22 protein-coding genes are annotated in these 22,119 nt (G+C 46.7%); 11 read left to right on the forward strand and 11 right to left on the reverse strand.

Features of this window, described 5'->3' with window-relative positions:
- Nucleotides 1-3 precede the first annotated feature (3 nt).
- The 5 genes from hrcA to dnaJ all read left to right on the forward strand — a co-directional run bounded on the left by hrcA (nucleotide 4) and on the right by dnaJ (nucleotide 6,176).
- A complete protein-coding gene (gene hrcA, locus LZT21_RS03465; protein ID WP_233925118.1) occupies nucleotides 4-1,023 on the forward strand; it encodes a heat-inducible transcriptional repressor HrcA in 1,020 nt (339 codons plus the stop codon).
- 60 nt (nucleotides 1,024-1,083) lie between these two features.
- Nucleotides 1,084-2,190: a ferrochelatase gene (gene hemH, locus LZT21_RS03470; RefSeq protein WP_233989229.1), complete on the forward strand. Its 1,107-nt coding sequence runs from the start codon at nucleotides 1,084-1,086 to the stop codon at nucleotides 2,188-2,190.
- Nucleotides 2,191-2,271: 81 nt separating this feature from the next.
- Entirely contained in the window at nucleotides 2,272-2,841 is a 570-nt protein-coding gene (gene grpE / locus LZT21_RS03475) for a nucleotide exchange factor GrpE (RefSeq protein WP_233925114.1), read from the forward strand.
- 160 nt (nucleotides 2,842-3,001) lie between these two features.
- Nucleotides 3,002-4,954 (forward strand): molecular chaperone DnaK, encoded by a 1,953-nt coding sequence (dnaK, locus tag LZT21_RS03480; RefSeq protein WP_233937478.1) that lies wholly within the window; start codon nucleotides 3,002-3,004, stop codon nucleotides 4,952-4,954.
- Between the two features lie 82 nt (nucleotides 4,955-5,036).
- Nucleotides 5,037-6,176 (forward strand): molecular chaperone DnaJ, encoded by a 1,140-nt coding sequence (gene dnaJ / locus LZT21_RS03485; protein WP_233925111.1) that lies wholly within the window; start codon nucleotides 5,037-5,039, stop codon nucleotides 6,174-6,176.
- Here dnaJ and panB read toward each other — a convergent pair.
- From panB to LZT21_RS03500, 3 genes are all read right to left on the reverse strand, one after another.
- Nucleotides 6,169-6,981: a 3-methyl-2-oxobutanoate hydroxymethyltransferase gene (gene panB / locus LZT21_RS03490; protein ID WP_233937477.1), complete on the reverse strand. Its 813-nt coding sequence runs from the start codon at nucleotides 6,979-6,981 to the stop codon at nucleotides 6,169-6,171. The two genes, dnaJ and panB, sit on opposite strands and share 8 nt — an antisense overlap.
- Nucleotides 6,982-7,018: 37 nt before the next feature.
- Nucleotides 7,019-7,564, reverse strand: coding sequence for a 2-amino-4-hydroxy-6-hydroxymethyldihydropteridine diphosphokinase (folK, locus tag LZT21_RS03495; RefSeq protein WP_233925109.1), 546 nt, complete (start codon nucleotides 7,562-7,564; stop codon nucleotides 7,019-7,021).
- 62 nt (nucleotides 7,565-7,626) lie between these two features.
- Nucleotides 7,627-8,595, reverse strand: coding sequence for a dihydrodipicolinate synthase family protein (locus LZT21_RS03500; protein WP_233989230.1), 969 nt, complete (start codon nucleotides 8,593-8,595; stop codon nucleotides 7,627-7,629).
- A gap of 94 nt (nucleotides 8,596-8,689) precedes the next feature.
- Here LZT21_RS03500 and tcuA point away from each other — a divergent pair, with 94 nt between their 5' ends.
- Together tcuA and LZT21_RS03510 are read left to right on the forward strand one after the other, a co-directional pair.
- On the forward strand, nucleotides 8,690-10,096 hold the full coding sequence (gene tcuA, locus LZT21_RS03505) for an FAD-dependent tricarballylate dehydrogenase TcuA (protein WP_233989231.1): 1,407 nt from the start codon (nucleotides 8,690-8,692) through the stop codon (nucleotides 10,094-10,096).
- Nucleotides 10,097-10,131: 35 nt separating this feature from the next.
- On the forward strand, nucleotides 10,132-11,070 hold the full coding sequence (locus LZT21_RS03510; protein ID WP_233989232.1) for a tripartite tricarboxylate transporter substrate binding protein: 939 nt from the start codon (nucleotides 10,132-10,134) through the stop codon (nucleotides 11,068-11,070).
- A gap of 18 nt (nucleotides 11,071-11,088) precedes the next feature.
- Here LZT21_RS03510 and pcnB read toward each other — a convergent pair whose 3' ends face one another.
- The 4 genes from pcnB to LZT21_RS03530 are packed head-to-tail and all read right to left on the reverse strand — an operon-like array spanning nucleotide 11,089 to nucleotide 14,967.
- Nucleotides 11,089-12,492 carry a polynucleotide adenylyltransferase PcnB gene (gene pcnB, locus LZT21_RS03515; RefSeq protein WP_233989233.1) on the reverse strand — a complete coding sequence of 468 codons (1,404 nt, stop codon included), beginning with the start codon at nucleotides 12,490-12,492 and terminating at the stop codon, nucleotides 11,089-11,091.
- Complete coding sequence (locus tag LZT21_RS03520) at nucleotides 12,489-13,169, reverse strand: HAD family phosphatase (RefSeq protein ID WP_233925106.1); 681 nt, start codon at nucleotides 13,167-13,169, stop codon at nucleotides 12,489-12,491. The genes pcnB and LZT21_RS03520 overlap by 4 nt, the downstream gene beginning before the upstream one ends.
- On the reverse strand, nucleotides 13,166-13,963 hold the full coding sequence (hda, locus tag LZT21_RS03525; protein ID WP_233989234.1) for a DnaA regulatory inactivator Hda: 798 nt from the start codon (nucleotides 13,961-13,963) through the stop codon (nucleotides 13,166-13,168). The genes LZT21_RS03520 and hda overlap by 4 nt, the downstream gene beginning before the upstream one ends.
- Nucleotides 13,964-13,968: 5 nt before the next feature.
- Nucleotides 13,969-14,967, reverse strand: a complete 999-nt coding sequence (locus tag LZT21_RS03530) for an AI-2E family transporter (protein WP_233925103.1) — start codon at nucleotides 14,965-14,967, stop codon at nucleotides 13,969-13,971.
- Nucleotides 14,968-15,040: 73 nt separating this feature from the next.
- Here LZT21_RS03530 and purM point away from each other — a divergent pair, with 73 nt between their 5' ends.
- Entirely contained in the window at nucleotides 15,041-16,093 is a 1,053-nt protein-coding gene (purM, locus tag LZT21_RS03535) for a phosphoribosylformylglycinamidine cyclo-ligase (RefSeq protein WP_233925101.1), read from the forward strand.
- Here purM and miaA read toward each other — a convergent pair.
- Nucleotides 16,086-17,075 carry a tRNA (adenosine(37)-N6)-dimethylallyltransferase MiaA gene (gene miaA, locus LZT21_RS03540; RefSeq protein ID WP_233937473.1) on the reverse strand — a complete coding sequence of 330 codons (990 nt, stop codon included), beginning with the start codon at nucleotides 17,073-17,075 and terminating at the stop codon, nucleotides 16,086-16,088. The two genes, purM and miaA, sit on opposite strands and share 8 nt — an antisense overlap.
- A 102-nt stretch (nucleotides 17,076-17,177) precedes the next feature.
- Here miaA and LZT21_RS03545 point away from each other — a divergent pair, with 102 nt between their 5' ends.
- Nucleotides 17,178-17,828 (forward strand): VTT domain-containing protein, encoded by a 651-nt coding sequence (locus LZT21_RS03545; RefSeq protein ID WP_233925098.1) that lies wholly within the window; start codon nucleotides 17,178-17,180, stop codon nucleotides 17,826-17,828.
- Nucleotides 17,829-17,838: 10 nt separating this feature from the next.
- Here LZT21_RS03545 and LZT21_RS03550 read toward each other — a convergent pair whose 3' ends face one another.
- Nucleotides 17,839-18,681 (reverse strand): SirB1 family protein, encoded by an 843-nt coding sequence (locus LZT21_RS03550; RefSeq protein WP_233925097.1) that lies wholly within the window; start codon nucleotides 18,679-18,681, stop codon nucleotides 17,839-17,841.
- Nucleotides 18,682-18,686: 5 nt separating this feature from the next.
- Entirely contained in the window at nucleotides 18,687-20,243 is a 1,557-nt protein-coding gene (murJ, locus tag LZT21_RS03555; protein WP_233989235.1) for a murein biosynthesis integral membrane protein MurJ, read from the reverse strand.
- Between the two features lie 140 nt (nucleotides 20,244-20,383).
- Here murJ and rpsT point away from each other — a divergent pair, with 140 nt between their 5' ends.
- Nucleotides 20,384-20,647 (forward strand): 30S ribosomal protein S20, encoded by a 264-nt coding sequence (gene rpsT, locus LZT21_RS03560; protein WP_233925095.1) that lies wholly within the window; start codon nucleotides 20,384-20,386, stop codon nucleotides 20,645-20,647.
- 68 nt (nucleotides 20,648-20,715) lie between these two features.
- Here the strand turns inward: rpsT and LZT21_RS03565 are convergent, their stop codons facing one another.
- A complete protein-coding gene (locus tag LZT21_RS03565) occupies nucleotides 20,716-21,018 on the reverse strand; it encodes a DUF3579 domain-containing protein (RefSeq protein ID WP_233925094.1) in 303 nt (100 codons plus the stop codon).
- A gap of 113 nt (nucleotides 21,019-21,131) precedes the next feature.
- On the opposite strand from LZT21_RS03565, the gene argF reads away from it, so the two are divergent.
- Nucleotides 21,132-22,088, forward strand: a complete 957-nt coding sequence (argF, locus tag LZT21_RS03570; protein ID WP_233989261.1) for an ornithine carbamoyltransferase — start codon at nucleotides 21,132-21,134, stop codon at nucleotides 22,086-22,088.
- The last annotated feature ends 31 nt before the right edge of the window (nucleotides 22,089-22,119 follow it).

Genomic DNA, 22,119 nt, shown 5'->3' on the forward strand with positions numbered 1-22,119 from the left:
AACATGGATGATCGGTCTCGCGCACTTCTCAAAACCCTAATCGAGCGGTACATCGAGGAGGGGCAGCCCATTGGGTCGCGAACCCTGTCACGCTTCTCAGGCCTCGATTTATCGGCCGCCACGATTCGTAATGTGATGGCCGATTTAGAGGAGTTGGGTTTGGTCACGAGCCCCCATACTTCTGCTGGGCGGGTGCCAACCCCCCGTGGCTATAGGCTATTTGTCGATACGATGGTTACGGTTCGGCCCCTTGAGGAGCTCGCATCAAGGGCAATTGAGAAGGGATTACCCCCAAACTCACCCCAACAGGTAATAACTTCGGCCGCCGAAATGCTCTCTAATTTGACCCATTTTGCGGGTGTAGTAATGACACCAAAGCGAGCCCAGATATTCAAGCAAATTGAGTTTTTGCGATTGGGAGAGCGAAAAATACTGTTAATTATGGTTACCCCCGAAGGCGATGTGCAAAACCGCATTTTGCCTACCACCCAAGATTACACCCCGAGCCAACTAATTGAGGCAGGTAATTACATTAATGCTCAATTTGCTGGAAAAAGCTTTTCAGAGGTTCGTAAGCGCTTATTGCTGGAGTTAGATAAGTTACGCACCGACATCTCAGGCTTAATGGTTTTAGCTCTAAATACTGGGGTTTCTGAGTCAGCCTTTACCCAAAATGATGTAGTCGTTTCGGGCGAGCGACGTTTACTCAATGTGGGTGACTTAAGCTCGAATTTAGATAAATTACGTAAAATGTTCGATATGCTGGAGCAGAAGTCAGTACTCATGCAGTTGTTGGATGTTTCGAGTCACGCTGATGGAATTCAGATTTTTATTGGCGGGGAAAGCGATTTACTTCCCTATGAAGATTTGGCCATTATTAGTGCACCGTATAGCGTTGATGGGCAAATTGTCGGCACTTTGGGCGTCATTGGCCCAACCCGCATGGCTTATGATCGGGTCATTCCGATCGTTGATATTACTTCCAAGTTATTGTCCGGGGCTTTAAGCAACCCACTGACTTGAGAATTCTGAGTTAAGCTTGCCCCTTGAATCTAACTTAGCCCATTCATCCGAAGCTTATTTGTGAACCTACCATCCCATTTGCGTGCGACGCAAACTGCGATTCTGTTACTGAATCTAGGCACACCTGAAGCACCAACGCGGCAGGCAGTAGGTCGATATTTACGGGAATTTTTATCCGACCCAAGGGTCGTAGAAATTCCTAAATTCGTCTGGTGGCTTTTATTAAATCTGATTATTTTGCCAATTCGCAGTGGCACCTCAGCCAAAAAATATGCCTCGATTTGGCTTGGTGAGCTCGGCTCACCTTTACTCCACTATTCCCGTTTGCAAGCCCAATCTTTGCAAGCAAAATTCACGCAGCAGAACCAGCCGATCGTCGTTGAATTAGCAATGCGTTATGGCAAGCCTTCAATGGCCGAGGTAGTAGAAAAAATGCAGGCACTGGGCACAATTGAACGACTTTTAGTGCTGCCTTTATATCCCCAGTACTCTGCCACGACCTCAGCTTCAAGCTTTGATGAAATGTTGCGGTTGATGAGCCATTGGCGCAATCAGCCTGAGCTACGCGTGGTCAAGCATTTCCACGATAACCCTGCCTATATCGATGCCTTACGCCATCGCATTGCGCTTTTTTGGCAACAACACGGGCGCCCAAATTTTGCCGCTGGCGAGCGATTGGTGATGTCTTTTCATGGACTGCCAAAACGCAATTTGCTGATGGGTGATCCCTACCATTGCGAATGCTTAAAAACAGGACGTTTATTGGGCGAGGCTTTAGATCTTGAGCCGGGGCAGTATTTGGTGACTTTTCAATCACGCTTTGGTAAAGCCGAATGGCTAAAGCCCTATACCGCCTTAACCCTTGAGGCGTTGGGTAAAAGTCGTTGTCCTCGAGTCGATATTGTTTGTCCTGGTTTTCCCTCCGACTGCTTGGAAACCCTAGAAGAAATTGCCATGGAGGGTAAGATTTTGTTTGAAGAGGCTGGCGGCAATAATTACAACTATATCGCTTGCTTAAATGATAGCCCTCAGTGGATTGAGGCTTTAATGGCGATTGCCCAGGTTCATTTAAGTGGCTGGCCGGTACTACCAGAAACTCCAGCTGAGTTATGTTTACGCGAAGAACGAGCCACGGCAGCAATGGCTCGTCTGGCAAGCGATAATTGAGTTGCGCTACTTGAAAAAGGGGATCTTATCCCCAACTAACTGTCTTACCCAAGCGATGATTATTGTGAGTGAAGATTATTTATGACCCAAGCCAAACCGGATACCCAAACCCCCGAGCCCTTGCCAGACGATATCAACCCTGTCCAACCTATTGATATACAAGATAGGGCGCCAGATGCCACTAGTGTCAGTGGCGTGCCTGCGGCAGAAGTGGCCGAGCTGAATCAAAAATTAAGCGAAATGCACGATAACTTTTTACGCGCTAAAGCGGAAGGGGAAAATATTCGTCGCCGAGCCGCCGAAGACATCGCTAAAGCCCATAAGTTTGCCATTGAAAATTTTGCTGAGCACCTGATTCCTGTGGCCGATAGCTTACATGCTGCATTAGCAACTGAGGCAGTTGATGCAAAGGGGTTTAAAGAAGGTCTTGATATCACCTTAAAGCAATTGGCCTCGGCCTTTGAGAAAGGTCGCATAGCAGAAATTAACCCAGCGACTGGCGACAAGTTTGACCCCCATTTGCATCAGGCCATTGCGATGGTGCCTGCAGATCAAGACCCAAATACGGTGGTTAGTGTCCTGCAAAGGGGATATTCTTTGGCAGACCGAATCCTGCGCCCAGCCCTAGTTACTGTGAGCGAAACCAAGTAGGGCAGGGGAGATCGGGCCCTAAAAAAGCCAAAAAAGACCTAAAAAAGCCTGTTTTAGGGCTTGAATTTAGCTTATTTGCCCCCATTTGATGAATAAGAGATGATTTACAAATTCATTTAAGCAGCAGTATTTACCTAGCAATTATTTATTTGGAGCAGATATGGGAAAGATTATTGGGATTGACTTGGGTACCACGAACTCGTGTGTTTCGGTGGTTGAAAATAACGCCCCCAAGGTAATTGAAAACGCTGAAGGTGGTCGGACGACCCCGTCAATTATTGCTTACGCCGAGGACGGTGAAGTATTGGTGGGTGCGCCCGCTAAAAGACAGTCGGTGACCAATCCTAAAAACACGATTTATGCAGTCAAGCGTTTAATGGGTCGAAAATTTACCGATGCCGAGGTACAAAAAGACATCACCTTGATGCCTTATGAAATTGTGCAAGCGGATAACGGTGATGCATGGGTTGAGGCGCGCAGCAAAAAAATGGCGCCACAACAAGTTTCAGCTGAAATTCTGCGCAAAATGAAAAAGACGGCTGAAGATTATTTGGGCGAGGAAGTCACTGAAGCAGTTATTACTGTGCCAGCGTATTTCAATGATAGTCAACGTCAAGCAACTAAAGATGCGGGCCGCATTGCTGGTTTGGATGTGAAGCGAATTATTAATGAGCCCACTGCTGCAGCACTGGCATTCGGACTCGACAAACAAGATAAAGTCGATCGCAAAATTGCGGTATATGACCTTGGTGGCGGTACTTTTGACGTTTCAATTATTGAAATTGCCAACGTTGACGGTGAAAAGCAATTTGAAGTTTTATCAACGAATGGCGATACCTTTCTTGGCGGCGAAGATTTTGACCAACGTATTATCGATTGGATCATTGCAGAATTTAAGAAAGAACAGGGCGTCGATTTAAGTAAAGACGTATTAGCTTTACAGCGCTTAAAAGATGCAGCTGAAAAAGCCAAGATTGAGCTTTCCTCTGCTCAACAAACTGAAATTAACTTACCATACGTGACCGCGGATGCGAGCGGTCCTAAGCATTTAAATTTGAAACTAACCCGCGCTAAGCTCGAGTCATTAGTTGAAGGTCTGATTGACCGTACTCAAGGCCCTTGCGAAATGGCAATTAAAGATGCTGGGGTTTCGATTGGTGATATCGATGACGTGATTTTGGTCGGTGGCCAAACCCGCATGCCTGCTGTGCAAGATAAAGTCAAAGCCATTTTTGGTAAAGAGCCACGCAAAGATGTGAACCCCGATGAGGCGGTTGCTGTTGGCGCAGCGATTCAGGGTTCGGTGCTATCAGGCGATCGTAAAGACGTACTCTTGCTTGATGTCACCCCGCTCTCTTTGGGAATTGAAACCCTTGGCGGCGTGATGACCAAGATGATTCTAAAAAATACGACTATTCCGACCAAGCATTCTCAGGTTTATTCCACTGCTGAAGATAATCAACCTGCGGTCACCATTAAGTGCTTTCAGGGTGAGCGTGAAATGGCCAGCGCCAATAAATTATTGGGTGAGTTTAATTTAGAAGGTATTCCACCTGCGCAACGTGGCTTGCCACAAATTGAAGTGACTTTTGATATTGATGCCAATGGTATTTTGCATGTCACCGCAAAAGACAAGGCTTCAGGCAAAGAAAATAAAATTACCATTAAAGCGAACTCAGGTTTAACCGAAGATGAAATTCAACGCATGGTGAAAGATGCTGAAGCCAATGCGGTGGAAGATAAAAAAATGCTTGAGTTGGTCACTGCGCGTAATACCGCAGATGCTTTAGCGCATTCAACCAAGAAAACCTTAGAAGAACACGCCGCTACTTTAGATGCCGGTGAAAAAGAGGCGATTGAAACGGCTTTGAAGGCCTTAGAAGAGGCCATTAAGGGTAGCGATAAGGCTGATATTGAAGCCAAGTCGGAGGCTCTTGGTAAGGCAGCGCAAAAGCTGGGCGAGAAAGTACAAGCGGCTGAGCAAGCTAAGGCGGCTGGCGCTGCCGCAGGTGCCGCAGGGGCAACGGGTAGTGGTGCAGCTGGAGGTCCTGGCGCTGCGCCCGACGCGGATGTGGTTGATGCTGAATTTAAAGAGGTTGATGAGAAGAAGTAATCCACCTCAACACGAAGAAGTAAACAACAAGTCGGCCCTGTGCCGACTTGTGCCGTTTTAATGAAGTTGAAAGGATGGGTCTGTGGCGACCAGTAAACGCGATTATTACGATGTGCTTGGGGTCTCGAGAAGTGCAAGTGAAGAGGATATTAAAAAAGCCTATCGCAAATTAGCGATGAAGCATCATCCCGATCGCAACCCCGATAATCAGGGTTCAGAGGCTAAGTTCAAAGAGGCCAAAGAGGCCTATGAAGTGTTAACCGATTCTCAAAAGCGGGGCGCTTATGACCAATATGGTCATGCTGGTATTGATCCTAGTATGGGAGGAATGGGCGGCTTTGGAGGTGGCGCGACCGGCGGTTTTGCAGATGCTTTTGGCGACATTTTTGGCGACATTTTTGGCCAGTCTGGCGGACGCAATACGGGTGGACCTCAAGTCTATAAAGGCTCCGACCTGCGTTACAACATGGAAGTGTCCTTAGAACAGGCAGCAGAAGGATATTCAACGCAAATTCGCGTTCCAAGTTGGAGCGATTGCAAGCATTGCAAAGGCAATGGCGCGGAGCCTGGTACAAAAGTAGAAGATTGCCCTACTTGTGATGGTCGCGGACAAGTTCGCGTATCGCAAGGCTTTTTTTCGATGCAACAAACTTGCCCAAAATGTCGCGGTACAGGGAAGTACACCCCTAAGCCATGCAAACAATGCCAAGGTAGCGGCAAAATTAAAGAACAAAAAACCCTTGAAATTAAAATTCCTGCGGGCATTGATGATGGCATGCGCGTTCGCTCGGTAGGCAATGGTGAGCCCGGCATTAATGGTGGTCCAGCGGGCGACTTATACGTCGAAGTGCGGGTCAAAGCGCATCCCGTTTTCGAGCGTGACGGCAGCGATTTACATGTCCAGATGCCAATTTCCTATGCGGCTGCTACGCTTGGCGGTGCAATTGAAGTGCCAACTTTATCTGGTCGAGTAGAGTTTCCAGTGCCTGAGGGCACGCAAACAGGCAAGACTTTCCGCTTACGCAATAAGGGTATGAAGGCCTTAAGATCGGCAGTACTTGGCGATCTTTATGTCCATGTAATTGTGGAAACGCCAGTCAAGTTATCTGAAGAGCAGAAAAAATTACTGCGTCAATTTGATGAAAATTTAAAGCAGGGCGGTGAAAAGCATAGCCCACATCAGAACGGGTGGGTCGATCGTGTCCGCAGTTTTTTTAGCTAAAGCCATGTTGCTTTGCGGGGAAGGTGCCCGCCTTTACTTCCCTGACAAACGCTTTTATGGCTCCCTCAATAGAAGACTCGCCAATTAGAAAGTTTTTGACAAACTTTGCGGGCTTGCCAGGACTCATACCAAGCATATCAGGCAAGACTAAAACTTGACCCGAACAATCGACCCCAGCACCAATGCCAATGGTTGGAATAGAAATTTCCGCAGTAATGCGTTTACCTAAAGAAGCAGGGATGGCTTCCAGTACCAGCATTTGAGCGCCAGCAGCGGCGCACGCTTTGGCTTCGGCCAACATCGCACTAGCAGCATCGGGAACTTTACCTTGTACTTTATAACCGCCAAGGATGTGGACCGATTGGGGTAATAAACCCAAATGAGCACAAATTGGCACCCCCCGATCGACTAAAAATTGGATAGTTTCGATTTGCCAACGACCCCCTTCAAGCTTCACCATATTGGCGCCGGCGCGCATTAGCTCAGCGGCAGAATCGAGGGCTTGGTGTGGCTCACCATAACTGGCAAAAGGCAGGTCGGCAATTAAATACGCTCGGGTATTCGCACGATTAACACAGGCGGTGTGATAAGCCATTTGTGCCACTGTCACGGGTGTAGTGCTACCGTGGCCTTGCACCACATTACCCAAAGAATCTCCAACTAATATCACATCGACCCCCGCACGATCGACTAAAGCAGCTGCAGTAGCATCGTAAGCGGTAAGCATGGTGATTTTCTCGCCTTGCGCATACATCGCAAGAAGGGTATTGATTGTTATGGGCATGATGCCATCAGCGTAACTCATAGGGATGAGTGTAATGAATTAATGCCCCGTTGGGAGCTTAGTTGAGTCTTTTGTAGGGAGGTTCGCTTGACTTAATCTGCATTTTTGCATCGCAGTTACAGTTTCGACAGGGAAGTTTATCAATGCGTTGGTGTGCTACTTGCGGTAAAAAAGCCTTGAGAATGCCGAATTCGGGTAAAAATAATTCAGGACAAATTTCTAGTAGAGGCAATAAAACAAATGATCGTTCAGTAATACGAGGGTGAGGTAGGGTGAGCTCAGTATCATTTTGCGCGCAACCATCAAAAATCAAAATATCTAAATCGAGGGTACGTGGCGCATTTTCGTAAGGCCGCTCGCGGCCAAATTGCTGCTCTATTGCTTGACAGACATACAGCAAGCCATAAGGTTCTAATTCGGTTTCAATTTCGACGACGGCATTGATATAGTCATTACCAAGAGCATCAACTGGGGCACTTTGGTAATAACAACTCTTACTCACTATATGTAATTCATTACGTAAAGCGAGACAAACGATGGCATCGGTAATAATTTGCCGAGTATCGCCAAGGTTGCCACCAAATCCAATAAAAGCCCGCGCCATTTATCTTTCCCATTCAAGATAGGCTTACTTTACTGAAAAAAGCTAAAGTTTGCTGGTACGGTTTAAGTCAGCAGGCCTGCCGCAATTAAAGCGTGTTTAACGTGAGCACGATGCAGATCAGTAACATTAACCGCAGGGTGGCGTACTAAGGAGTTAGGAATTTGCCCTAACTGCACTAAAGCCTCTTTGACGCAGGCGACTTCACTAGTCGGCGAGCTGGGTTCTTGATTCTCAAAAACACCATCCATGATCGGTATACAAAAATCACGATGAATTTGGGTTGCAGTTGCAGCATCATTGTCCATGGCGGCAGCAATTAACTCTACCCATTTTGGGGTATTAATAACACCAATTCCAATTAAGGCACCATGCACACCATGCAGAATCATACCAAGCAGCGGTGGAGAGTCGAGGGCTGCCAGCACCGAAATTTTATCGTGTAAAGCCTCCCATAACTGCACATAGCGGGTAACGGTGCCACAAGCCGCCTTAAGACCCACTACATTTTTCAGGGTGGCTGCCTTTACAAGAGCGGGTATAGAGTAAGCACAACCCGATGGGTCAGGATATTGAAAAATAATCATTGGTAAATCAACTTGTTCATCAAGCATTTTAAAAAACCCATAAACCGAATCCGGATCCTGCGCAAGTCGCCGATAGGGGCGCACATCAAATGGCGGGAGAACAAGCAGGGCATCGGCACCACCAGCTTTGGCTAAAAGTCCGTCTGTGATAGCAGCAGGCCCACGACCTTCGATGCCACTAATTAGTATTTGACCGGGCATCATAACGCTACGTGCTAGCGCCAGAATTTTTTTCTTTTCTTCGTCAGACAACTGCAAGATTTCAGCTAAGCCAGCATTCACGGCCAAACCTTTAACTCCCGGGGTTTGGGCAGTTTCACTCAAATGCCTACGCAAGGCATCGTAATCAACACTTAAATCCGCCTTAAAGGGGGTAATAGTCGCCGGATAGAGGCCTCGCAGAACTAATGATTTAGGGGTTATTTTGTGCGTAGAGCTAGTGGGCAAGGCAGATCCTTTCGGAGTAAGACACTGGTAAATGAATTACGCCATAATAACTTCTCTTTTGACATAACTTAAAACTCTTTTATGAGCAGCATTGATGGTTGATATTCTAGTGATTGGCGGTGGCAATGCCGCCCTTTGTGCTGCAATCATGGCCAGAGAAGCGGGAGCTTCAGTATCTTTATTAGAGTCAGCCCCCTTTGAATGGCGAGGTGGAAATTCAACTCACACACGAAATATTCGTTGCATGCACGATGAGCCACAAGATGTTTTATTAGAGGCCTATCCAGAAGAAGAGTATTGGCAAGATGTATTGAAGGTCACTGGTGGCATAACTAATGAGAGGCTTGCCAAAATTGCGATTCGAGAATCAAGCACTTGTCGTACATGGATGCGTAAATATGGTGTTCATTTTCAAGCGCCGCTTTCGGGAACTTTGCACTTATCTCGCACGAACGCCTTTTTTATGGGCGGAGGTAAAGCTCTAGTCAATGCATATTACCGAAGCGCTGAAGGATTAGGCGTGAAAATCTATTACAACTCACCGGTTAAATCCATTGAGTTGGCAGATCGCCATTTCATTGCCGCCATTCTTGAAAATGGTGAGCGTATTGAAGCGAAAGCTTGTGTATTAGCTGCCGGAGGTTTTGAGTCAAATATTGAATGGCAACGTGAGGCTTGGGGTATTGATGAGCAAGGCAAAAGCCCAGCCGATAATTTTTTAATTCGGGGTACGACCTTTAACCAAGGTATCTTATTGAAAAATATGATTGGTGCTGGAGCTGATTCAGTTGGCGATCCTACGCAAGCACATATGGCCGCCATTGATGCCCGCGCACCTTTATATAACGGTGGTATTTGCACCCGTATTGATTGTGTCTCACTCGGAGTCGTGGTGAATGAGAATGCCCAGCGTTTTTATGATGAAGGCGAAGATTTTTGGCCCAAGCGTTATGCGATTTGGGGTCGCTTGGTAGCACAACAACCCAATCAAATTGCCTATTCCATTATTGATTCAAAATCGATTGGCCGTTTTATGCCGCCTGTATTTGAGGGAACGATTGCCGATAACATTACCGATTTAGCAATGAAACTCAAGCTTGATCCACTGATATTGAATAAAACCATCGAGGATTTTAATCTCGCTTGTCGCCCTGGAACTTTCGACCATACCGCCTTGGATGACTGTCATACTGAGGGACTTACTCCAGCTAAAACTCATTGGGCCACCCAGATTAATGTGCCACCGTTTTATGCTTACCCCCTAAGACCAGGCGTAACATTTACTTACCTAGGTTTGAAAACCGATGAAACTACCGCGGTGCATTTTAACGGTAAGCCCAGTAATAATTTATTTGTTGCGGGCGAGATGATGGCTGGGAATGTATTAGGCAAGGGCTATACAGCAGGAATAGGAATGGCAATTGGCACCGCATTTGGCCGCATTGCAGGTCAGAACGCGGCAAAGGCTGCACTAGATACAAAGGCACGGGAGCTTGCATGAAAATTTTTATTATTTTAAATACTTTGCTGTTTTGTATGAATACTGTTACCTGGGCACAATCCAGTGCTAGTCCCCCATACCCTAATCGATCAATTAAATTAATCGTTCCTTACGCTCCTGGCGGCGGCACTGATTTAACAGCGCGCTTGATGGCTAAAGTGATGACAACTTCTTTGGGGCAGTCTGTAGTAGTTGAAAACCGCGCCGGTGCGGGCGGTACTATTGGTAATGAGGCCGTTGCTAAAGCACCAGCGGATGGATATACCTTACTCTTTAGTGCTGCTGGCCCCCTTACGGTTTCCCCACATACTTATAGTAAGCTGGGTTACGAGCCGATTAAAAGTTTTGCGCCGGTTGCCTTAATTTCTGCCCAACCACTGATTTTGGTAGTAAATGCGAATTCCCCGTTTAATTCCGTTGCCGACATCATCAAGGCTGGAGCGGCTAAAAATAGCAAACTAAATTATGGTTCATTTGGTAATGGTAGTGTGGCGCATTTAGCAGGTGAGTCTTTTAAGCTTGTCACCAAAATAAATATGACGCATATTCCTTATAAGGGTACCAGTCCCGCGCTAACAGCTTTATTGGGCGGAGAGATCGATTTAATGTTTGACACCATTAGCACCTCAGCTCCTTTTGTAAAGTCAGGTAAATTAAGGGCCTTAGCAATTGCCTATAAAAATCGCTCTCCCCTTTTACCTAATGTACCAACCATGGAGCAGGCAGGGGTGAATAATTTTGAGGCAGGTACATGGTATGGTGTTTTAGCACCAGCGGGTACTGATAAGAAAATAATTCAGCAAATTAATAGTGTTTTAAATCAAGGGCTCAAAGATAAAGAGATTGCGGAAATTTTTACCGCTGATGGGGCAGTTATTCTTGGCGGAACGCCGGAAGAATTTAATACATTCTTCTTAGCGGAATATAAAAAGAATGAGGCGATTGTGAAGGCAGCGGGTGTAACTGAGAATTAGCCACCGTATTCAAAAGTCTTAGAGATCAATGGCGGTCGGGTCCAGTTTAGTTGTTTTGCGCCGACGCCGCTTGCTGCCTAATTTAGTTACCTTGCCATTTTTTTGATCTTCTGCTTTGGCTAAGTTAATCAGTTCTTCGCGGGTATTCAAATCAGCCTCAATAAATTGCGTCCACCACAGCCCTAATGAATTGGGTAATTCACCCGTAGTACAGCGCAGTAACATAAAGTCATAACCCGCTCGAAAGCGGGGCGATTCTATGAGGCGATGGGGGAAGCGACCTAAACGTTTTTCAAAGCGGGGCTGCATAGTCCAAATTTCGCGCATGTCTGCTTCAAAACGTCGCTGAATAGTCACACCATTATTTTGGCTGGTAATCGTGTCATCCATCGCGGCATGAAGGGCGGGCACATTAGCCATCCCTCCAGCAATATTGCGCCGCCAGTTTTGGGTTAAATCAGGCCATAACAAACTGGCAAAGAGAAAGCCAGCGGAGACTCCTTTACCTGCTTGAATACGTTCATCGGTATTTGACAGTGATAGCTTGATAAACTCGGTGCCAGCACCACTCGCAGAATCACCATCTAAGGCTTTGTCAAGCAATGGCAGCAAGCCGTGATGCAGACCAGCGGCACGCAGACCTTCAATCGCTGGCCAAGAGTGCCCCGACATCAGTAGCTTAAGAATTTCGTCAAAGAGCCTTGCTGTTGGCACGTCATGAATCAAATCAGCTAACTCAGCAATCGGCGCACGCGTAGCTGGATCGAGCGTAAAGCCAGTTTTAGCCGCAAACCGAATTGCCCTAAGCATGCGAATGGGATCTTCCCGATAGCGTTTGCTGGGTTCACCAATCATGCGCAGCGTACGTTTTTGCATATCAGCCATACCGCCGTGATAATCGAATACGGTTTCAGATGATGGGTCGTAGTACATCGCATTAATACTGAAGTCGCGGCGCTCTGCATCTTCTGCTTGTGAGCCCCACACATTGTCGCGTAAGATTCGTCCACTTTCCGCAAGATGTTCCCCCACTTGATCCAGCATGGCACGAAAGGTTGAAACCTCAATAATTTCAGGGCGCTCTTTACCAAAAAAAGTAACATGCACGATTTGAAAGCGCCGACCAATGAGACGTGATTTCCGAAATAATTTTTGTACTTGTTCGGGAGTCGCATTCGTTGCTACATCAAAATCCTTTGGACCAATTCCCAGCACTAAGTCTCGTACTGCACCACCCACAATAAAGGCGGAGTAGCCCGCTTGCTGCAGTACTTGGGTTACCTTCACCGCATTTTTTGACAATAAGTGGGGATCAATGCGATGGGTTTTTTTGTTAATCCGTTGAGCAAGTGTAGTTTTCGTACCCCCTACTTTAGGCTTGGGCTGGCGTTTAATCAGCCCTTTAATAAATTTTGTTATCAATTGAATAGCTCGAGAATAGGCCAGCCACGTTTTTGGGCTTCGGCCCGCAAGAGCATATCAGGATTAGTTGCAATGGGATTAGTGACTTTTTCAAGTAAGGGCAAATCATTCAATGAGTCGGAATAAAAATAGCTTCTGGGTATCTCTGCTAAAGACATATTTAAACTGTCCAACCATGCTTCAACTCGGTGTATTTTGCCATCACGAAAGCTGGGTACCCCTTTCACGGCACCAGTAAAATTTCCCTCTGGCGCATCACCTTCCGTTGCCGGTTCGGTCGCCACTAAATGGGTAATACCAAAACTTTCCACAATTGGGCGGGTAACAAAACTATTTGTTGCCGTCACCACGCAACATAAATCACCCGCATCGATATGACGCCTTACTAAATCTAGTGCTTGAGAGTGGACTTTTCCAGTAATGACCTCAGCCATAAAAATTTCATGCCAAGCCTTTAATTGTGGCCGAGAATGTTCTGCAAGAGGCTTTAAGGCAAAACTTAAAAATGCATCAATATCGAGCTTACCTTCTTTATAGTCGCTGTAAAACTGCTCATTTTTTTGCGCAAATGCCACTCCATCGACGACCCCAAGTCGGACTAAAAATTGCCCCCATTCATAGTCGCTATCGAAGTGCAATAGAGTATGGTCTAAATCGAATAATGCTAGTGTCGTCATCCAGCGCTACCAAGAGTCGGGTTGTTAGTTGTAGGAGGTTGAATTTGCAATAATTCGCGCACGAGTGGCAAAGTCACAGCGCGCTTCATTTCTAGTGAGTAGGCATCAAGCGCATCTAATAGGGCCATTAAGTTCGGCATATCGCGGTAAAAACGCTGCAGCAGCCACGGTATTACCTCTGGCGATAAATTTAAGCCGCGCTCAGCTGCTGCCTGTTGCAATGCCTGCATTTTTTCCTCATCGCTTAAAGGTTGCACTTGAAATACTAGGCCCCAAGCTAATCGAGTACGTAAATCTTCACGCAGTTGTAAGCCAGCAGGTGCGCTATTGCCGGCCATAAAAATATATAAGTTACGACTACCATGGACCAAATTTAAAATCCGAAAGAGTGCCGCTGATAAACGCTCATCAAGCTGATCGACATCATCAACCGTAATGATAATCGCCTGTTCTTGGCTGAGTAAATGCGGTAATTTTTCTTCTAAATTAACCCAAGAAACGGGTTCATTAGCTTGCAGAGAAAAGTGCCGCAGATTAAGTAGATCCGCCGCGTTATTTAAGGCGCTGAGTAAATGGGTACGGCCCGATCCCAATGCGCCCCACCAGTAAAGCCAGCGGTCATTAAGCGCATGCAGGGAAGTGTCAGCAGGATTAATCTCCCAACCCGAAACGAGTGATTGTAGATGAGCTAGCAGGGCGGCATTGCTGGCCGCTAAAAAATTGTTTAGCGTAGCTTGTTGGGGCTGACTCAGATCAAGCGCAAATTGTTTCGGTAGCGCTGCATTTGGCTTCATCACGATTATTTTTTAGAACCCTGATACCAACTCGATTGAAGATAGAGAGACCAAGTATATTGAATGAGGACCAAACTCACTGCGCTGGCTGGCAAGGCAAGCAGTACCCCAAAAAATCCAAATAACTTACCAAAGATCAGCAAAGCAAATAAGACCGCAACGGGGTGTAGACCAATGCGTTCACCGACCAGTCGCGGCGTTAAGAAAAAGCCCTCTAACATTTGGCCTATGCCAAACACCACTAAAACACCCACAACTTCGGTGCCAAAACCAAATTGCAAAAGGGCCGATAGCACGGCGAGAATAAAGCCAAGCCAGAATCCTAAGTAGGGAATGATCACCACCATTGCCGTGAATGCCCCTAACGCAATGGCACCGCGCACACCAACAATAGAAAGCCCTGAGCAGTAAAAAACTGCCATTACCAAAATAACTAAAATTTGACCGCGTAAATATTGTGATAACAGGCCATCAGTTTTAGCGCAAAGGTGTTGCGCGCTAGCCTGAAAGCGTAAAGGAATTAATTTTTTTAAATATTCAAAGAAGTGATGCCAATCAATTAGAAGATAAAACAATACAAAGAGCGTTAAGACTAAATCGATCAAGACACTAAGGATAGAGCCGCTAGAAGAAAGGATCGTGCCGAGGGTGGTATTGACAACATTTTTGGCGTTATCACTGACTAATGCACCAATTTTTTGGGTAGCAATTGCTTTAATCGCGCCCCAGTCAAAGGCAATATTGTGTTCGGCTAATTTTGGCGCTAACCACAATTGGGTTTTTTCGATCCACTCCGGTAGCTGGGTTTTAATTAATGGAATTTCTTGACTAATTAAGCTGATGAGCAAAATGACAATCCCAGCCAGTAGACTTAAACCAAAAATCATCGCCAAACACGCCGCTAGAGATTTGGGTAGCCGATGCCGCTCAAGCCATAATGAAATCGGGCGTAAAGCGTACGCCAAAATGAAGGCAGCTAAAAAAGGGGTAAAAATTTCGGCCATGGTGCATTGATCCTCTAGAATTCAATGATTCTAACGATCAAGTTCAGTTCACCCCTAAATTACCCCTCTTTTTATGACTAAATTCTCCCCCCCTCTAGCCGCAAGCCTTTCCTATCGTGATGCTGGGGTCGACATCGATGCCGGCGATGCACTGGTTGAGCGGATCAAGCCATTAGCCAAAAAAACTATGCGCGAAGGCGTTTTAGCAGGTATTGGGGGGTTTGGGGCCTTATTTGAAGTGCCAAAGCGTTATCGCGAACCTGTTTTAGTGGCGGGCACCGACGGAGTCGGCACCAAACTAAGGCTGGCCTTTGAATGGAATTGCCATGGCACCATTGGTCAAGATTTAGTCGCCATGAGCGTGAATGATATTTTGGTGCAGGGCGCTGAACCCCTATTTTTCCTCGATTATTTTGCTTGTGGCCAATTAACGATTGATACAGCAGCGCAGGTGATTGAGGGGATTGCTAAGGGGTGTGAGTTAGCGGGTTGCGCGCTGATTGGCGGAGAGACAGCCGAGATGCCCGGCATGTATCCGCCTGGAGAATATGATTTAGCGGGCTTTGCAGTGGGTGCAGTTGAAAAATCGAAAATTATTAATGGTTCACGCATTTGTGCCGGCGATATCGTTTTGGCAATTGCCTCTAGTGGTGCTCACAGTAACGGCTATTCCTTAGTGCGAAAAATTATTGAGCGTGCTGGAGCAAAACCGGATGATGATTTAGATGGTAGGCCATTAATTGAAGCGGTGATGGCGCCTACGGAAATTTACGTTAAACCCCTGTTAAAACTGATGTCTGCAATTGACATTAAAGGGCTGGCCCATATTACTGGCGGTGGCATTGTTGACAATGTGCCGCGCGTTTTGCCAGAAAACATGCAGGCGGTTTTACAGCGCGATACCTGGGAGTTACCAGCATTGTTTCGCTGGTTACAAACTCAGGGTAATGTTGCTGATGCAGAAATGGTGAGAGTATTTAACTGTGGGATTGGAATGGTATTAATTGTTGCGCCCGAGCTTGCTTCTACCGCAATTCAGTCCTTGGCGACGGAGGGCCTGAAGGTTTGGGTAGCTGGTGAAGTACGTGAGCGTCCCGCTGGCGAAGCTCAAACCCTAGTTATTTAATCTTGAGCTGCTCTAAGCAATAGTTAAGGGCTTGTTGTTGGCCGCTGGTCGTGAGTGAATCAAAACATTGCCGAGCTGAAATCGCGCGTAGCCAGGTTAACTGACGTTTAGCCAGTTGCCGTGAAGCGGCTAAGGCTTTCTCCCGCATGCCCTCTAAAGAGTCATGACCCGCTAAGTAATGCCAAACCTGTCGATAACCCACTGCGCGCATGGCAGGTAAGTCGGCATGAATTTCAGGGCGCTGTCTTAGCGCTGCCACTTCAGCAATCAAACCCTGTTGAAGCATTGCATCAAAGCGAGTGGCAAGATCCTCATGTAATTTTTTACGCTCACTAGGTTCAAGTGCAACAAGTTTTAGTCCGGCGGGAATAGTTGCACCAGTGCGGCCGTCTTGACTCGGATTTTCAGCTAACCAAGTTGACAGAGGACGCCCGCTCACTAAAAATACTTCCAAGGCCCGTTGAATACGTTGTGCATCATGGGGTTTAAGGCGCGCAGCAGTAAGGGGATCGATTTGATTTAGCTCGGCATGCAAGGCTGGCCACCCCAAGCGCGCAGCGCGCGTTTCTAGTTCTTGGCGGATTCGTGGGCTCGCTTCTGGCAGGACTGATAAGCCGTAAGCCCAAGCACGCCAATAGAGCATGGTTCCACCAACAACTAACGGGATATGGCCGCGTAACTGGATTTCGGCGCAGAGGCGTTTTGTATCAGCGGCAAAGCGCGCTGCCGAATAGGTTTCATAGGGCTCAAGAATATCAATTAAGTGATGTGGCACTAAAGCACGTTCAGCACTTGAAGGTTTTGCGCTGCCAATATCTAAGCCGCGGTACACCAAGGCCGAATCCATACTGATTAATTCTATTTTTACGCCTCGCTGTGCGGCCTGCTGTGCCACAGTCATTGCCAAATGACTTTTACCGCTGCCGGTTGGGCCAACAATGCAGAGGACCTCCGAGAGGCGCTCGGGGGTTTTAATAATCATTTACTGACACAGTCGGTTTTAGGGGCATACGACAATTATAGGAAGCTTAGCTAGCTAAGCCTGTTAATATCCACCTCAATTTCAATTAAAGAGGTGAAGTTGATGGATACCTTAATTCAACTAGGCGATTTCTTTTTACACGTTGATCGCCATTTAGACTTAGTGATTCAAAATTATGGCAACTGGGCCTATGGCATTCTGTTTGCTATTGTATTTGCAGAAACAGGTTTAGTTATTGCCCCCTTTTTGCCTGGCGACTCCCTATTATTTATTGCTGGGGCCTATTGCGCCACTGGCCAATTTAATATGCTCACCTTATGCAGTGGTTTACTACTTGCTGCAGTCGTGGGTAATACTGTCAATTATTTTATTGGTCGCTGGATTGGGGAAAAAGTGTTTGCCAGTCAATCACGTTGGATTGATCAAGCTGCGTTACGTAAGACCCACGCATTTTATGAAAAGCATGGCGGTAAGACCATTATTTTGGCACGTTTTTTACCTATCGTCCGTACCTTTGCGCCATTTGTCGCTGGTGTTTCTGCAATGAATTTTGCCCGCTTCCAATTTTTTAATATTGTTGGTGCTGCAATCTGGGTGGTAGGTCTCGTAGTGGCAGGATATTTTTTCGGCAACATTCCAATCATTCGGGAAAACTTAAATGTGATTGTTTTAGTTGGGGTTGGAGCAGCTGCCTTGCCGGTAGCTTTCGCTGCATTAGTGAAGATGGTGCAAGCGCTGCGCCAGAAGCCATGAAGCTTAAAAATTAGTTTTGCCGACTCTGATTTTCTAAGGTGGCAATGTGTTCACGAATTTCTTCGGCATCGCCTGCCTCAGGCGAGGCCACCAGGTAGCGCTGCATATCTTCAAGTGCTGGACGCAAATATTCTAGCTGGGCAAGAATGAGCCCACGATCCCGAATCTCTTCGATCGAATCAGGTAGCAAAATAACTAAACGTTGTTGTACCCCCAACAATCTCTCCCAGCGCTCGTTTTCGGTGTAAATCAACTTTAGATTACGCAGAAAGCGCGACAGAATTTCACGGGGGCTAGAGGCGCGTAAAAAAATATTTAAAGGCAAACTAATTTCATCTTGATAGCCCTTGGCGTCTAAATAGGGATCCAACATCTCCTGCAATTCATTCTTTGATAACGAGGCGCCCGTTAGGGGATCCATAATAATTTCACCTTGCTGCAAGGAGATGCGCATCATGAAATGATTGGGAAAAGAAACTCCACGAATCTTGAGCCCAATTTGATGGCCTAATTCCATCATCAGCATTGCCAGAGAGATTGGTATTCCGCGCCGACTTTCAATAATATGATGGAGATAAGAATTTTCAGGCGCGTAAAAATCATTTGGATTGGGGCCGAACCCTAGCTCACTATAAAAAAAATGTTTTAGATGCTGTAGTTTTTGTACCGCCGAAGTTTCGGGGGTGATGCGCTGTTTGAGTCGCTTGCCAAGTTGATCAATTTGATCAAGAACAGTCTGTACATCTAAGTCAGGAAATGCATGCTGAGCAACGGCAACCGCAGCCTCGGTAAGAGGAAAATAGTCGTCTTCTGCTACCAGAGACGCAAAGTAGTCAAGTTGTCGTGTGGGCATACCTCCTATTTTGCATGACGTAAGAAATTTTGCCAGCGAATTCCACCAAGTCTAATGCCGATAAAGTAAATTACTGCCGCTAGGCTAAGCCAGCCAACCAGAAGACCAATCCGCAGCCAAGGCTGTGCTTGTAAGTCGATCCAGTTATGGGCTTGCGAACCATAATGCAATATCAGACCCAAGGGAATTAAGCCTACCCCGAGTCGTGCTAAATATTTCCACCAACCCGCTGAAGTTGGCAGTGCCCCCCGCCAGCAAAGGCCAATCCACAACATCGCCGCGTTTAGGCAAGCACCTAAGCCAACAGATAAAGCTAAGCCAGCATGCCCTAGCCAGGGAACAAAGACCAGGTTTGCCAGTTGGGTTGAAACTAAAACCACCAAGGCAATTTTGACTGGGGTGCGAATGTCTTGCCGAGAATAGAAGCCTGGGGCCAAAATTTTTACCAAAATTAGACCCACTAAGCCCACCCCATAGGCGGCTAAGGCGCGTTGGGTCATCATCACATCAAGCGCACTGAACCGCCCATAGTGATAGAGCACGGCAGCAATTGGCTCACCAAATAAAAATAGCGCTAATGCACAAGGCGCAGCCAACAGAAAAGTCAACTGCAAACCCCAAACCAACAGTTCCTCAGCATGTTTAAGGTCTTGATTAGCATTGGCTTTACTAAGGCTTGGCAATAAGACAGTACCGAGCGCTACGCCAAGCAGTGCGGTGGGAAACTCCATGAGGCGGTCTGCATAGGTTAACCATGAAACACTTCCCGTAGTTAAGCGCGAAGCGATATTCGTGTTGATTAAGAGGGAAATTTGCGCAACCGAGACCGCAAACACCGCCGGCCCCATTAAGCGCAACACCCGTCGGGAATCTGGGCTGATAAAGGCTTGGTGAATAGCGCTCGGCAGAATGCCAATGCGCGGCAATAGACCTAAACGCTTAAGGGCGGGAATTTGAATCAGCAGCTGCAGTAGGCCGCCGACTAAAACGCCAATACTCAGGGCATAAATGGGTTGCTCTAATTGCGGAGCGAGCCAAATAGCGCTGATGATTAAGGCCAAATTGAGTAAAACGGGGGTAAAGGCGGGGAGCGCAAAACGCTGATAGGTATTCAAAATACCAGCAGAAAGTGAAACCAGTGAAATGAAGCCGATATAAGGAAACATGATGCGGGTCATGACCACGCTGGCCTCGAAAGCAGGTCCGCCGGTCAAACCCGTAGCGATTAACAAAATAAGTAATGGTGCCGCCAGCACCCCAAGCCCAACAGTAAACAGCAACAACCAAAATAAAAGGGTGGCAACTGCGTTAATCAGCGCCTGCGACTTGGCTGGCTCACCTCGGGCAACAATTTCTCCCAAAATTGGCACAAAAGCTTGTGAAAAAGCGCCTTCGGCGAATAAACGACGGAGTAAGTTGGGTAATCTAAAGGCAACGTTATACGCATCAGTCCACTCTGAAGCCCCAAAACTTCGGGCAATCAGAGTTTCACGTAAAAGGCCAGTTATCCGAGATAACATCGTCAAAGCACTCACTTTGGCGGCAGCGGAAAGCAGATTCATGGGCTGATTTTCCCCTATTTATTGGTCTACTGGGCTTTTTTGGCCCTTTCAGGTAAAATCTTGGTTTTTAGCGAACACCCAAGGCTTCTCGCAAGTGTTCGCATATTTTGACAAATCGGAATGAATAGGCAGGTTTAAAGATGGCCAATACCGCACAAGCGCGCAAACGCGCTCGGCAAGCAGTAAAACAAAATGAGCATAATTCGAGCTTGCGTTCGAAGTTACGCACATCCATTAAGGCTGTGCGTAAAGCAGTTGAGGCGGGCGATAAAGCGGCTGCTGCGAAAGTATTTGTTGCTACTCAAGTCACTATCGACAAAATTTCAGATAAAAAAATCGCCCATAAAAATACTGCCGCGCGACAAAAATCCCGTTTATCAGCTGCTATTAAGGCGATGGCTTAGTTCTTTTTTCGTAATTCAACTCAAGCCCGCTCCATTTTTGAGCGGGTTTTTGTTTTACAGCTTGGCTTTTAGGTTTTGGGTTCGAAGACACAGGCCTCCTCAATTGGAAGGCCATTGTCTTTAGCAAAATTAAGCAAAAAATCGAGCGCCATGGGGTCTAGATCATGTATGCGAGTATCGATGACAACGAATTTAACATTGGCAATGACAACAGGTCGAGCGAAGGGAGAATAAGTAAAGCGAGGATCACCAGCATCACCAAGGGGGCGAAAGCTTGCCATGACTCCGCAAAGGCGCTCAGCCCAGTCGCTGGGCCTAAAGGGTCTGCCATTTGCAGTGATGCCTTGGATAAACAGGGTTTTATGAATCACGTTTTAAGACAGTCAAGATAGAGCAATATAAGCTTAAGATTATTATTTTAGTGGGTGATATTTTGGACAAAATAGAAAATCAATCCGTTTCTGGGCATGCTAGTTTAGCTTCCTTGGCTAAACCGCAGGTACCTGGCCAAATCAAACATTACCTCCAGTTTGCTGATTTAACACGAGCCGAATACGATTATTTGCTATCGCGTACAGCTTGGTTAAAAGAGCGCTTTAAACGTTACGAAACTTGGCATCCCTTGCATGATCGAACCTTGGCCATGATTTTTGAAAAACATTCCACCCGCACGCGTTTGTCATTTGAGGCGGGAATACATCAATTGGGCGGTCATGCTGTCTATCTCAATACCCGTGACACCCAATTGGGCAGGGGCGAGCCAGTGGAAGATGCCGCGCAGGTTATCTCGCGGATGACAGACATTATTATGATTCGTACTTTTGGCCAAGACATCATCGAACGCTTTGCGGCAAACTCACGGGTGCCAGTCATTAATGGGTTAACTAACGAATTTCATCCCTGCCAAGTGTTAACGGATATTTTTACTTTTGTCGAAGCCCGTGGGCCGATTCAAGGAAAAACCGTAGCCTGGGTTGGAGATGCCAACAATATGGCTTACACCTGGATTCAAGCCGCTGAGTGCTTAGATTTTCAATTGCGCTTTTCAGCGCCCGAAGGATATCAACTCGATCGGGCACGTTTAAGTGGTGCTGCTTTAAATCACCTCATGATCTGTGCCGACCCGCGGGATGCAGTCAAGGGTGCCGACTTAGTAACGACCGATGTCTGGACAAGCATGGGATACGAAGATCAAAATACTATGCGGATGAAGGCATTTAAAGATTGGATGGTCACAGAAGAATTGATGGCGCTAGCTAATCCAAGTGCCTTATTTATGCATTGCTTACCAGCACATCGAGGCGAGGAAGTTAGTGCGGCAGTGATTGACGGACCCCAAAGCGTCGTTTGGGAAGAGGCCGAAAATCGATTACATGTACAAAAGGCTTTAATGGAATACTTATTGTGTGGGCAAATTTCTGCCACGGGCAGCCCTGTTTGATAATGTGTCAACCAATTTAAAACGAGTGGAA

Source organism: Polynucleobacter sp. IMCC 30228 (assembly GCF_021395205.1).
GTDB lineage: Bacteria > Pseudomonadota > Gammaproteobacteria > Burkholderiales > Burkholderiaceae > Polynucleobacter.